Below are 12,262 nucleotides of genomic sequence, written 5' to 3'. Positions count from 1 at the left end.
TGAATCGATGTGCGGACGACTACGCCGCTGTCGCTGCGGATGATTGCGCGGTGGCATCCGCATCCCCTGTGGGTTCATCGGCGTTATCGGTCTTCTCAGGCGTGACCTCTGCGGTCGGCGTGGTGCTCAGATCGAGCAGCGAACCGAGCCACTTTTGCTCGATGACCCCGATGGTGCCATTGTTCAGCAAGGTTGAGAGCGCATCGGCAACGGCACTTTGAAGCGCGATGTTCTCCGATGAGGCGCCGATGCAATAGCCGCTGGCAGAATCGATGAGCGCAACGATCTCCACCGGGGTGCCTGCACGATTAGCGGCATACATGCCGATGACCGCATCTGAGGCAAGATAGTCAACCTGCCCGGAGGCGAGCTCTGAGATGGCGCTGCTCAGATCGTTCGCCGATTCGAGCGCGCTATCGCCAAACGCATTGGTGACCGCCCATGCGCTCTTCGACGAGACCTGCGCGGCGATCTTCGAGCCGTCATCCTTCTTGGGAACAGCGGCATTCGACCCTTCTGTCGCGAATACGGCAACACCGGTGGGCAGATACTCCGCAGACAACCAGAAGCCCGCATCGGAGTCAGACTTATCGATGCCCATCACGATGTCGACGCTACCCTCTTCGAGGGCGGTATCGGGGCTCGTCCCCACATCTTCAAGCGACAGTTTCAACCCCAGCTCGTCCGCGAGAGCCGCCGCGATATCCACATCGATGCCGATGATGCGATCGTTGCCCATACCGGCCAAGGGAGACTTGCTGGTGTTCACGCCGACGCGCAGCGTGCCCTCCTCGCCAATGGTGGGCGGCTCCACTTGAGGCGAGCCGAGCTCCGGCTTGTAATCGTTGCTCGCGCAGCCCGCAAGAGCCATCGTCATCATGATGGACAACACAACAGCAGCCGCAATGCGTACACACTTCATAGACTTCTTCCTTCCGGCGGCGATACATGGCCGCATCCAGCACTTCCCGGCTGACCTAGCCTTTGCCCCCACACTCGCGCACTGGACTTGCGCGTTTCCGCTTGGGCCTCTCGCCCGCCGCCACACCATGTGGCGGAATGTCGTACCGGGCGGTGCGTCTTACTTCTAGAATACGCCATGCTCAGCAGCGCTGCGCACTGCCTTACGTGGACCCTTTTGACCGCATCTGCCATGGGCTTGGGACGCGTGAGCGCCCCGCAGCTACAGACCCGGGAAGTCATCTGTGCATTATACGTCAGATGCACGTCAGATTTCGTCCAAACCCATGCGTCATCCACACCAGAGAGCAACGCTATGATCGATGCATGGATGATCTTCGCCTCAAACTGAGAACCGCGCTCGCCTTCGCAGCGGATGTGGCGGCCGAGACGATCTGGCCGACGCGCTGCGCGGTATGCGATGTGCCCGGAGAGCTGCTCTGCGCCGACTGCGCGCGTAAGCTGCCCTCTATCGACCAGTGCCTGGCCTGTCCAACATGCGGTGCCCCCTACGGGCGCGTCCAATGCACCGAATGCAACGCTACCGTGCTCGCCGCTGCGAATCTGTCGCGCTTTCCCCTGGACGGTCTGACCAGCACCTTCATCGCCGATGACGCCACGCGAAGGATCGTGAAAACCTACAAGGATCAAGGAGAGCGGCGTCTCGCGCGCACGATCGCGAAGAGCATCGCCTTATGCGTGCCGCCCGCATGGCTTGACCAACCCAGCGCGCTCACCTTCGTACCCGACACGAAAGCCTCGATGAGGCGACGCGGATTCGATCACGCTCGCGAACTCGCCAATCTTACCGCCGCTATGCTGGGATGCGATTGTCTTGGATTGTTAGAGCGCCCCAAAAGCATCGATCAACGTGCCCTCACGCGCGCAGAGCGCTTCGCGAACATGGCTGACGCGATCGAGCTCTGCCCCGCCATCCCGCCTTTGCCGCGCGTAATTCTGCTCGACGATGTCTGCACGACCGGCGCGACCCTCTATGCGGCAGCCGCCACACTACGACGCGCGGGCATCCAGCAGGTGTTCGCTACCACCTTCTGTCGCGTCCTTGATTGAGCGCAATTCCCTGCATTTGCGCCATGTCTGGGTAGCATACTGGAGACACACAGCGATTCAAGCACTGAGGAAGCTGGGTTATGCTCAGGCGCGCGCGAACGCTCTCAAGCCTGTTGCTTCTTCAATTCGGCGAATTCGGAAACGTCAACCGAGATGGTATGCGCCGTAGGCTTCCACGTGCACTTCTTCACCAGTGCGACCAGCGCGATGGGAATGTAGGTGAGCATGAACAAGGGGAAGGTGAACATGCTGCCGATCTTGCGCGCGGTTGACGTGTGTATCTTGTTCCATTCGACAAAGGTGGTGAGCACACCATAGACGAACATGAACATGACGTAGTTGAACAGACAGAAGAAGATGCTCGAAAGCGAGCTCATGATGGCAACGCCCGTAGTCATCACGCCAGTCAAAGCGAGCACCACGATGACCGCATTGAGGGTAATGGTGATGATGGACAACAGCATGCCCGGCGCAAGCGTCATGAGCATGTCGTAGCAAGCGAAACGGTATCCGCGCGGATTCGTGAAGATGCCCTTCACCAGGCGCCCAGAATAGCGCCCGAACACCTGATAGAAGCCCTTTGCCCAGCGGAAACGCTGGTTCCACGATTCGCGGAACGTGGTGGGTTGCTCGTCATAGAACACCGCCGTGGGACAATATGCGATGCGCACGCCATCGGCGATGGATGAAGCGGAAAACTCGATGTCTTCGGTCAGCAGATGCCATTTCCATCCGCCAGCCGCCTTCAAGATATCCGCCGCGATGAAAAAGCCGGTACCTGAGACCGCGGCTGAGGTGTTCAGGGTCAGACGGGCCTGATTGAGGAACTTCGCCTCGCGCATGAACCAAACGCCGTATCCTGCTGATATCCAGTTCGAACCGAAGTTCTTGGAATTGCGATAACTGGTAGATGCCTTCGCACCCGCATCGAAGGTCGCGTTCATCTCGCGGAAGTAATTCGCATCCAACACGTTGTCGGCATCGAAGACGAAATACGCCTCGTAGTCATCATGCGGATGATCGCGCCAGATGGCCTTCAGACCGTGGTCGAGCGCATAGCCCTTCCCGATCTGCTCCTTATTGTTGCGCGTGTACACCTGCGCGCCGTGACTGCGTGCGATCTCGCCGGTATTGTCGGTGCAATTATCGGCGATCACGAAGATGTCGATCAAGTGAGCGGGATAATTCTGAGCGCGAATCGAGCGAATCAGGTCCCCGATAACCGCCGATTCGTTGCGCGCTGCGATGAGCACGGCGAACTTATGGTCGCGCTGGGCGCGCGCGACAGGCGCTTTGCGGGTCAATACCACGAACACGTAGAACAGCTGATAGGTATAGCAGCACGTGAATGCAAGAAAAACGCAGAAGTTGAACGTGTCAACGAAAGAGAGCCGGGCCATCGACTCGGCGAGCATTTCGATCACGATTCTCCTTAATCCGAACTGCAGAAGTGACGCAAACGGCTCGATTATAGCTGCCTGCCCTTGCCTTGAACAGGAATTATGTCGAAATTGTAAGTTTGAGGTATGCTGGGTCGGAGCAAAGGGAACCCGAGGAAGGAACCAAAGTGATCGATTGCGACATCAAGGATATCGCTCTTGCCGACGAAGGCCGGGCGCGCATCGAATGGGCCGACCGTGATATGCCGGTGCTGGCAAGCATCCGCGAGCGCTTCGAGCGCGAAAAGCCCCTCGCAGGCGTGCGGATCGGCGCATGCCTTCACGTGACCACTGAGACCGCGAATCTCATGCGCACCCTCGTAGCGGGCGGAGCAGAGGTGCGCCTGTGCGCCTCGAACCCACTGTCCACTCAAGACGATACCGCCGCTTCGCTCGTGCGCGACTATGGCGTATCGGTCTTCGCCATCCGCGGCGAGGACAACGAAACGTACTATCGGCACATCGATGCCGTGATCGACTTCAAGCCCCAGATCACGCTCGATGACGGCGGCGACGTCGTCGGCCGCATCCACGAGAGCCGACGCGATGCGCTGCCGGGCATCATCGGGGGAGCCGAAGAGACAACCACCGGCGTCATCCGCCTTGCTGCTATGGCTGCCGAAGGCGAACTCGCCTACCCCGTCATCGCCGTCAACGATGCGAAGACCAAGCATTTCTTCGACAATCGCTATGGCACAGGCCAGTCCACCCTTGACGGCATCATTCGTCTCACGAATCGTCTGCTCGCAGGGCGCACGCTGGTGGTGAGCGGATACGGCTGGTGCGGCAAAGGGCTTGCCATGCGCGCGAAGGGTATGGGTTGCCGGGTGATCGTGTGCGAGGTTGACCCAGTGGCCGCGCTTGAGGCGCACATGGATGGCTTCGCTGTGATGCCGCGCGAAGAAGCGGCGCATGAGGCGGATATCTGGGTGACGGTCACGGGCAACCTGAACGTTATCGACGACGTGTGCTTTGAAGCCATGAAGGATGGAGCCATCATCTGCAACAGCGGCCACTTCAATTCTGAGATCAACATCCCGTGGCTTGAAGAGCATGCTCTGCGCAAAGAAGCGCTCAAGCCGTTGGTGGAGGAATACACCATGCCGGATGGTCGCACCATCATCTTGTTGGCCGAAGGACGCTTGGTGAATCTGTCGGGTGCCGAGGGCCATCCTGCCAACGTGATGGATATGAGCTTCGCCAATCATGCCCTCGCCTCCGAATACCTGATCGAGCACGCGCGCGATATGGAACCGAAGGTCTATGACGTGCCCGCACAGATTGACGAGGATATCGCAGCGCTCAAGCTCGCAACGCTTGGCGTACATATCGACGAGCTCACGCCCGAGCAGATTGCCTACATGAACACCTGGCAGGTGGGCACCGTCTAAGCGAGCGTCGGCTGACAGCGAGCGCATAGCATCGTCGAGGGGTATGGGCCGATCTCCTAGAGCATATGGCCCATACGAGTCTTCTTCGTCTCCAGATACCGACGATCGAACTCGTTCGGATCAGCTGCTATGGGCACGCGCGCGGTGATGCTGATGCCGAAATCTTCAAGCTGATAGACCTTATCAGGGTTATTCGTCAGCAAACGCATGGTGCGCACACCCAGATCGCGCAGGATTTGAGCGCCGATGTAGTATTCACGCTCATCCCCGCGAAAACCCAGCGCCAGGTTCGCATCGAGCGTATCAAGGCCATCGTCTTGCAGCTCATAGGCGCGCAGCTTGTTCACCAGTCCGATACCGCGCCCCTCTTGGCGCATGTACAGCACGATACCGCGCCCCTCTGCTTGCACCGCATCCATCGCTGCTGCCAGCTGCTCGCCGCAATCGCAGCGCATCGACCCGAACGCATCTCCGGTCAAGCACTCGGAGTGAACGCGCACGAGCACCTCTTCTCCCGCGCCGATGTCTCCCTTCACCAGCGCCACATGATGCTCGCCATTGAGGCGATTCACGTATGCGCAGGCTTCAAAATCGCCGTGCACGGTGGGAAGTTTCGTGCGGGCTACGCACTCCACCAACGTATCGTGACGCTTGCGGTACTCCTGGAGCGCCTTGATGCTGATCATCTTGAGCCCCAAGCGATCGCGCATCAAAGCGAGTTCGGGCGCGCGCATCATCTGGCCGTCCTCGCGCATTACCTCACAGCACAGACCTGCTTCTTGAAGGCCAGCCAAACGCATGAGGTCGACGGTCGCCTCGGTATGGCCGTTGCGCTCGAGCACGCCACCTGAGCGCGCTACCAACGGAAACATATGGCCTGGGCGCCTGAATTGCTCAGGACGCGCATCAGGTTCGGCCAGCTTGCGCGCGGTGAGCCCCCGCTCTTCGGCGGAGATGCCCGTCGTAGTATCCACGTAATCCACCGATACGGTGAACGCCGTTTCATGATTGTCGGTATTGTCACGCACCATCTGGCGCAAATGAAGCTGAGCCGCCTTCTCCTTGGATATCGGCATGCAAATGAGCCCGCATGCTTCGCGCGCCATCAGATTCACGTTTTCCGTGCTCGCGAACTCGGCCGCGCAGATCATGTCCCCCTCGTCTTCACGATCGGGATCGTCCGTACATAAGATAACGCGTCCTGCGCGCAGTTCAGCGAGCGCCTCTTCGACAGTATCGTAGTCGATCATGCCTCTCTCCTTGCTCGTATCTGCGAAACGACCTGCATGCCGCACCGGATACACCCTGTGCGTTCCCGGTTATGAATCCGCTTTCTGCCCCGCGTCCATCGTATTAGTCGCACGGGCGCGGTGCAGGCAGAAATTTGACCAGGTACGAGCAATAGCCCATACAAAACTGATGCCAAGAGCGATGCCTAAAACCGGCTGTAACGTGAGCAACGCAAATTCTCCACATTGCGTCCACGAGCCGAGCAGGGCGCATTTCATGGTGAAATAGAGTGCGCGGCCAGGAATCAGCGGGATGACCGATGTGATGAACACGACGGACACGGGAACCTTCAACTGCTTGGAGACCACCTGCGAGAGCACTGCTGCAAAAATAGCAGCGATGAAGGTGGGCATGAACGCATCATGTATCACATACTCGTTCATGACCAAGTAGATGCCCCAGGTACACACTCCGCCGATGGTTGCCAACGCCAGCAAAGAGCGGCGCACGTTGAAGAACAGCGCAAAGCCAAACGCGGCTGGCACGCAGGCGGCAAGCGATATCAAGGGCGCCGCCGTCGACGCGAACTCTCCCGTGGAGAGGCCCGCCACCCAAAGCGATGCCATGAATCCCAACGCGATGGCTGTTGCCAAGAGCAAGCTTTCGATGAAGCGCATGACCCCCGATATCGTATCGCCCGATATCATATCGCGCGTTGCGTTGGTCATGGCCACACCGGGCACGAGCAGTATGATGACGCCAATGGTAACCATATCGACCGACATCTGCGGCATCAGATGCGCCACACCGCCGATCATAAGCCCCACCAGAGCACATGCCATGAAATTGAACACGATCAGATTGGGAGTGATCGGCTTCAAGTAGGTCAGCAGCAAGCAGATCACGATCGAAAAGACCGCAGTCATCACCGCATCCACCCACGAGCCCCCGAAAAAGACCGCGAAACTCGACGCAGCTATGATGCCACCGATGTAGAGTGAGGTGGCCGGAAACGGCTTTGTGCGAATCTGCTCGAAGCGGGCTCGCAGCTCGTCGGGTGGCAACGGGTCCTTATAGCAGTCCATGCACAACTGCGTCAAAGCTTCCAGCTTCTCGAAATCCGTTTCCCCTGGGTTTTCGATGCGCCGCGTTTGGGTATATTCCCGGCGATCGGGCAACGTCATGGTGACGATGATGGATGCCGTGATGACCAGTACATTCATCTTGTAGGCGCCATAGGCATGACCCACGCGGCGCAACAACAACTCGACCAAGTTGACGTCGGCACCGGCGATGAGCATGCTCTCCCCCATGTCAAGCAGGCACGGGAGAACCTTGTGCGTGATCGTCTCCGCATCAACGCAGGGAGGGATCGGATGGAACGCGAGCGTGTGTCCAGGCAGCATTCGCTATGCGCTCGCTGCCTTCAAAGCGCGAACCAACTGGTCGGCGCAGCTGGTAGTGCGCGGTCCGCACGTATTCCCTTCGAGCAGATCGATGATCTCGCATGCCTGCTTGCCTTCGACGAGCTTGGCGATGGCCTTGAGATTGCCATCGCAGCCGCCCGTAAACCGGACGTTGTGAATACGGCCTTCTTCCAGATCGAATTCTATCTGACGCGAGCAAACGCCACGGGGCGTATAGATATGTTCTGACATGCTCCCTCCTTACCGTGCCTCTATTTTAGCCAACCGCGCATGTTTCCGCTATGTGACAACACGATGTCGCACCTGTTAAATCGCGTATGCGAGCGTGTTAAAAAACGAGCTGCAACTCCCGCATTGATAAAAGGGTGGCACGATGGAATGCATGAACGACACGATACGATGATAGGGGGAACAAAATGGATGCGGGAACAAGCGCCTTCATGCTGGTTTGCACCATGTTGGTGCTTCTCATGACGCCAGGGCTTGCGTTCTTCTATGGAGGGCTCACGCGGCGCAAGAACGTTGGGAACACGATGATCATGGTGTTCGCCGTGATCGGCGTGGTCGCGCTCACCTGGAGCGTATGCGGCTGGTCATTCGCCTATGGAGGCAACGGGGGAAATCCCTTCTTCGGCGGATTCGACCAGCTGATGCTGCTTACCAGCACGACCGACATGCTCACCGAGGCGCAAGCGCCTGATGGCGAAATCGTCTATCCGGCCATCACCGACGTTGTCTTCCAGATGGCGTTTTGCATGATCACCACCGCCATCATCACCGGCGGCGTTGCGGGGCGCATGCGCTTTGGCGCCGTTATGGCGTTTCTGGTCGTATGGACGATGGTCGTCTATCCGCCTCTTGCCCATATGGTGTGGGGCGGCGAAGGGTCGCTCATCGGCGATACCATCGGCGCGCTGGATTTCGCGGGAGGGGATGTGGTGCACATCTCTTCCGGGCTCACCGCGCTCATACTGGCCGTCTTGGTTGGACGACGCCACGGTTTCGGCGCCATGAGCTACCGACCACATAACGTGCCGTTCGTTGCGCTGGGTGCTGCGCTTTTGTGGTTCGGTTGGTTCGGTTTCAATGCAGGAAGCGCCTTTGCATCCGATGGGATAGCCGCGCTCGCGCTGGTGAACACCGTGTGCGCGAGCGGCGCTGGTGTTGTCTCCTGGATGGTGGTGGAGCGCATCTGCGTGGGCAAACCGACCCTCATCGGCGCCTGCACGGGGTTGGTCGCAGGGCTTGTTGCCATCACGCCAGCCGCTGGTTTCGTCGAAGCATGGGCTGCCCTGGTCATGGGCCTTCTCACGTCACCGCTGTGCTATTGGGCCATCTCGTGGCTCAAGCCAAAGCTCGGCTACGATGACGCCCTTGACGCTTTTGGCTGTCATTGCGTCGGCGGCATCGCAGGAGGGATCATGACAGGGCTATTCTGCATGCCCGAATTGTCATGGACCGGCGCAGGAGGGCTTCTGTACACCGGGGACTGGGCGCTTCTGGGAAGTCAGGTGCTCGGCATCGTGGTGACCATCGTATTCGTGGGCATCTGCGGTATCGTGCTAGGGTTGTTGGTGAAGCTCTGCTTCCATGGCAGGCTCCGTGTTGACGACGAAGCGGAAGCGGGCGGGCTCGACGTTGCCGAGCACGGCGAATCCGCCTATCCAGCCTTTACCGGTCTTGATTAGGGGTGACAATACATGAAACGAATCATAGCGATCGTGCGACCCGAGAAAATGGAATCGCTCAAAGAGGCTCTCTTCGCATGCGGGGTCACCGGCATGACCATCAGCCAAGTGAGCGGCTGCGGCAACCAGCACGGCTGGAAAGAGCATTTCCGTGGAACCGAAGTGCTGCTCAACATGGTACCGAAGGTGAAGTTCGAGATCGTAGCCGACGATGCGGCTGTGACCGACATCGCGCGCACCATCCAAGAGACCGCGCGCACCGGAGAGGTGGGCGATGGCAAGATCTTCATCAGTCCCATCGAAGAGGTTATCCGCATCAGAACAGGAGAAGCGGGAACGGAAGCGCTCTAAGCCGCAGCGCAGAACGCAGATACAGGGTGGGACGCGAGCATCGCCGCTCTTTACTGGGCAAGCCGCTTGCGTATCGCATCAGCAAGAGAAGGACCATCGAGCCCGATCTCGGCAAGCAGCGATGCCGTCTCGCCTTGCATGATGAAATGATCGGGAATGCCCAGCACGAGCGTGCGCGGCGTGGCCCCCATGCGCGAGAGCTCGTCGAGCACGCCTTCACCAGCGCCGCCGCACACCGTTCCCTCTTCAAGCGTTACCACCAGCGGCGTGGCCGCCGCTGCAGCGATCGCCTCGGAATCGAGCGGTTTCACCCAGCGCATGTCGACCACGCGAACGCTCATGCCCTCGTCTTGTAGCAGATCGGCAGCTTCCAGCGCACGATTGAGCAGCGTGCCGAACGAGAGAATGGCAGCATCGGCGCCTTCCCGCACAACGCGCGCACGACCGACCTCCAGCACCACAGGAACACCCTGCACGATATCTTTCTCAGTGGCGCGCGGGTAGCGCACCGCAAACGGACCGCCCATGCGCAACGCGGTCTTGAGGGCGCTCTTCAGTTCGAGCGTGTCCGCGGGTGCCAGCACGCGCAGATTAGGCACCATGCGCGCATACGAGATATCGAGCACGCCGTGATGCGTCGGACCATCCTTGCCCACGATGCCCGCTCGATCGAGCGCGAACACCACATCGAGCTTCGGCAGAGCACAATCCACCACCAGCTGATCGATCGCGCGCTGCATGAAGGTGGAATACACCGCCACCACCGGCTTCTTGCCCGCCGCAGCCAAACCGCTCGCCATGCCCACCGCTTGTTCCTCGGCGATGCCCACATCGATGAAGCGCTCCGGGAAACGCTCATGAAAGGCCTTGAGGCCGGTGCCTCCCTCCATGGCAGCCGTGATGGCGACGATGCGCTCATCAGCTTCCGCTTCCGCCACAAGCGCCTCACCGAACGCCTTGGTATACGTGAGCCCTGAGCGCGTAGCGGGCACGTCCTCACCGGTTTCCAGATCGAAGGAGCCCACGCCATGGAAGCGCTCGGGATCGGCCATGGCAGGCGCGTACCCAGCCCCTTTCTTCGTCACCACGTGCATCATGACGGGGCCATCCATCTCCAGCACCAATCGCAGCATCTCGCGCAGCTGGCCGATATCATGCCCATCGATGGGCGGCGTGCACACGATGCCGAGCTGTTCGTAGATCATCGCCTCGGGCAAAAACATGTGCTTCATGGAATCTTTGGTGCGTTTGCCAAGCTCAGCGAACGCGCGGCTGAATCCACCTCCCGACTCCAAGCGGTCCTGCATGCTCTCGCGCGCAGCCCGGTACCCGTTCGTTGCGCGCAGATTGCCGAAATGCTTCATCAGCGCGCCAACATTGCGAGAGATGGACATCTCATTGTCGTTCAGAATGATGACCATGGGCAGCTGTTCGGTACCGATGTAGTTCAACGCCTCGAACGCCATGCCGCCCGCCACCGCCGCATCGCCTATCACGGTGACGATCTTCTCATCGGTGCCATTCATGACGCGCGCCTTCGCGTAACCGGATGCCACTGAAAGAGAGTCGGAAGCATGCCCGGACGGATGCGCATCATAAGAGCTCTCACCAGGACGCGGGAAACCGGAGATGCCTTGATACGTACGCAGCGTATCAAAGCGTGCCAGACGACCCGTCACCAGCTTATGCGCATATGCTTGGTGGCCCACGTCGAAGATAAGCTTGTCGGTGGGCGTGTTCAAAAGGCTATGGCATGCCAAGATGATCTCGACCGCACCTAACGAGGAGGCAACATGGCCTCCCGTTTTGGAAGTGGTCTCGATGATCTGCTGACGAATCTCATCAGCCAAGATCGTCAGCTCTGATACCGTGAGCAGATGCAGATCGGCCGGTGAGGCGATGCAGTCGAGTATCCGATGCTCAGCCAAGTTCGCCCCCTGGACGCAGCGATGCGGCATCGTGGGACGCATCCGCCGCAGGCGCATCCGTCTCGGTGGCCACTGCGGTGACCGCATCGTCGGAAGCGTTCATCTCTGAGGGCGCGGCCGCATCCGAAGCGGCTTCGGATGCTTGCTCGTTTTGAGCATCTTGAACCAAATCGGCTTCGCTCAAATCGCACGCAGAAAGGCCCAAGGAAACCGCCTCTTCGTAGAGCGTGAGCGCATCGTCGAGCGCGATATCTTCCCGCGCTACTTCCTCAGCAATGCGCTCGAGGCGCTCCTTCACCGCATCAAAAGATGGTGTCTTCGCTTGCTCAGACATCTTCTGCTCCTGCCATCCCATGCTCGCCCGCTTCCATCTGACGCGCTACGCGCCCGAGCATGCCGTTCACGAAGCGCGGGCTATCGTCCTCGCCGCCGAACTCCTTGGCCAACTCCACCGCTTCGTTGATGGAAACGCTGGTGGGCACATCGTCCACATAGAGCATCTCGAACAGAGCCAGACGCAGGATCGTTCGATCCATGATGGGCATACGGCCCACCGACCAGTTCTCGGAGATGCTCTCCAAACGCTCATCGATCTCAGCTTCGTGCACTTCCACGCCCTCTACCAGCATGAGCGCATAGTCGGAGAGCGCATCGTCAAGGCAGAGGATCTCACCACCCGAGAGCAACTCAGAGGCGCGCCTGTTGCGAATGACACCGGCGTAGAGCACCTGTACAGCGCTTTTGCGAGATGCGGTTCTTTCGTGTTGACGTGCCATA

At 59.4% G+C, this 12,262-nt stretch carries 12 protein-coding genes; 4 read left to right on the top strand and 8 right to left on the bottom strand.

Going from position 1 to position 12,262, the window contains the following annotated elements; translation table 11 throughout:
• Nucleotides 1-19 precede the first annotated feature (19 nt).
• On the bottom strand, nt 20-922 hold the full coding sequence (locus NFR19_RS01615; protein ID WP_251212029.1) for a substrate-binding periplasmic protein: 903 nt from the start codon (nt 920-922) through the stop codon (nt 20-22).
• 365 nt (nt 923-1,287) lie between these two features.
• Between NFR19_RS01615 and NFR19_RS01610 the strand changes: the two genes are divergently transcribed.
• Nucleotides 1,288-2,031, top strand: coding sequence for a ComF family protein (locus NFR19_RS01610; RefSeq protein ID WP_251212028.1), 744 nt, complete (start codon nt 1,288-1,290; stop codon nt 2,029-2,031).
• Nucleotides 2,032-2,135: 104 nt separating this feature from the next.
• Here the strand turns inward: NFR19_RS01610 and NFR19_RS01605 are convergent, their stop codons facing one another.
• The gene (locus NFR19_RS01605) at nt 2,136-3,446 is read right to left on the bottom strand and encodes a glycosyltransferase family 2 protein (RefSeq protein ID WP_251212047.1); all 1,311 of its coding nucleotides are present in this window, start codon (nt 3,444-3,446) and stop codon (nt 2,136-2,138) included.
• A gap of 152 nt (nt 3,447-3,598) precedes the next feature.
• Here NFR19_RS01605 and ahcY point away from each other — a divergent pair, with 152 nt between their 5' ends.
• Entirely contained in the window at nt 3,599-4,861 is a 1,263-nt protein-coding gene (gene ahcY / locus NFR19_RS01600; protein WP_251212027.1) for an adenosylhomocysteinase, read from the top strand.
• Between the two features lie 56 nt (nt 4,862-4,917).
• Here the strand turns inward: ahcY and NFR19_RS01595 are convergent, their stop codons facing one another.
• The 3 genes from NFR19_RS01595 to NFR19_RS01585 form a co-directional block, all read right to left on the bottom strand.
• Nucleotides 4,918-6,111, bottom strand: a complete 1,194-nt coding sequence (locus NFR19_RS01595) for a bifunctional 3,4-dihydroxy-2-butanone-4-phosphate synthase/GTP cyclohydrolase II (protein WP_251212026.1) — start codon at nt 6,109-6,111, stop codon at nt 4,918-4,920.
• Nucleotides 6,112-6,180: 69 nt separating this feature from the next.
• Nucleotides 6,181-7,404 (bottom strand): threonine/serine exporter family protein, encoded by a 1,224-nt coding sequence (locus NFR19_RS01590; protein WP_285813425.1) that lies wholly within the window; start codon nt 7,402-7,404, stop codon nt 6,181-6,183.
• A gap of 96 nt (nt 7,405-7,500) precedes the next feature.
• Nucleotides 7,501-7,749 carry a TIGR03905 family TSCPD domain-containing protein gene (locus tag NFR19_RS01585; protein WP_251212024.1) on the bottom strand — a complete coding sequence of 83 codons (249 nt, stop codon included), beginning with the start codon at nt 7,747-7,749 and terminating at the stop codon, nt 7,501-7,503.
• Between the two features lie 185 nt (nt 7,750-7,934).
• Between NFR19_RS01585 and NFR19_RS01580 the strand changes: the two genes are divergently transcribed.
• Together NFR19_RS01580 and NFR19_RS01575 are read left to right on the top strand one after the other, a co-directional pair.
• Nucleotides 7,935-9,206 carry an ammonium transporter gene (locus NFR19_RS01580; protein WP_251212023.1) on the top strand — a complete coding sequence of 424 codons (1,272 nt, stop codon included), beginning with the start codon at nt 7,935-7,937 and terminating at the stop codon, nt 9,204-9,206.
• A gap of 12 nt (nt 9,207-9,218) precedes the next feature.
• On the top strand, nt 9,219-9,557 hold the full coding sequence (locus NFR19_RS01575; RefSeq protein ID WP_251212022.1) for a P-II family nitrogen regulator: 339 nt from the start codon (nt 9,219-9,221) through the stop codon (nt 9,555-9,557).
• A 50-nt stretch (nt 9,558-9,607) separates the two neighbouring features.
• On the opposite strand, the gene dxs is transcribed toward NFR19_RS01575, so the two are convergent.
• Genes dxs through nusB form a run of 3 tightly spaced genes read right to left on the bottom strand, consistent with a single transcriptional unit; the run spans nt 9,608 to nt 12,261 of the window.
• Nucleotides 9,608-11,485: a 1-deoxy-D-xylulose-5-phosphate synthase gene (gene dxs, locus NFR19_RS01570; RefSeq protein WP_251212021.1), complete on the bottom strand. Its 1,878-nt coding sequence runs from the start codon at nt 11,483-11,485 to the stop codon at nt 9,608-9,610.
• Nucleotides 11,478-11,819, bottom strand: coding sequence for an exodeoxyribonuclease VII small subunit (locus tag NFR19_RS01565; RefSeq protein WP_251212020.1), 342 nt, complete (start codon nt 11,817-11,819; stop codon nt 11,478-11,480). Before NFR19_RS01565 ends, dxs begins: the two co-directional genes overlap by 8 nt.
• A complete protein-coding gene (gene nusB, locus NFR19_RS01560) occupies nt 11,812-12,261 on the bottom strand; it encodes a transcription antitermination factor NusB (protein ID WP_285813424.1) in 450 nt (149 codons plus the stop codon). Before nusB ends, NFR19_RS01565 begins: the two co-directional genes overlap by 8 nt.
• Nucleotide 12,262 lies beyond the last annotated feature (1 nt).

Source organism: Adlercreutzia murintestinalis, from assembly GCF_943192905.1.
Classification (GTDB): domain Bacteria; phylum Actinomycetota; class Coriobacteriia; order Coriobacteriales; family Eggerthellaceae; genus Adlercreutzia_A; species Adlercreutzia_A murintestinalis.
This window is presented reverse-complemented; position numbering and strand designations above follow the sequence as displayed.

Bases quoted from the DNA above. Each gene is read 5' to 3' on its own strand.
- NFR19_RS01615 (WP_251212029.1), bottom strand. From the start codon at position 922: ATGAAGTGTGTACGCATTGCGGCTGCTGTTGTGTTGTCCATCATGATG.
- NFR19_RS01610 (WP_251212028.1), top strand. From the start codon at position 1,288: ATGGATGATCTTCGCCTCAAACTGAGAACCGCGCTCGCCTTCGCAGCG.
- NFR19_RS01605 (WP_251212047.1), bottom strand. From the start codon at position 3,446: ATGCTCGCCGAGTCGATGGCCCGGCTCTCTTTCGTTGACACGTTCAAC.
- NFR19_RS01595 (WP_251212026.1), bottom strand. From the start codon at position 6,111: ATGATCGACTACGATACTGTCGAAGAGGCGCTCGCTGAACTGCGCGCA.
- NFR19_RS01590 (WP_285813425.1), bottom strand. From the start codon at position 7,404: ATGGGGGAGAGCATGCTCATCGCCGGTGCCGACGTCAACTTGGTCGAG.
- NFR19_RS01585 (WP_251212024.1), bottom strand. From the start codon at position 7,749: ATGTCAGAACATATCTATACGCCCCGTGGCGTTTGCTCGCGTCAGATA.
- NFR19_RS01580 (WP_251212023.1), top strand. From the start codon at position 7,935: ATGGATGCGGGAACAAGCGCCTTCATGCTGGTTTGCACCATGTTGGTG.
- NFR19_RS01575 (WP_251212022.1), top strand. From the start codon at position 9,219: ATGAAACGAATCATAGCGATCGTGCGACCCGAGAAAATGGAATCGCTC.
- NFR19_RS01565 (WP_251212020.1), bottom strand. From the start codon at position 11,819: ATGTCTGAGCAAGCGAAGACACCATCTTTTGATGCGGTGAAGGAGCGC.
- nusB (WP_285813424.1), bottom strand. From the start codon at position 12,261: ATGGCACGTCAACACGAAAGAACCGCATCTCGCAAAAGCGCTGTACAG.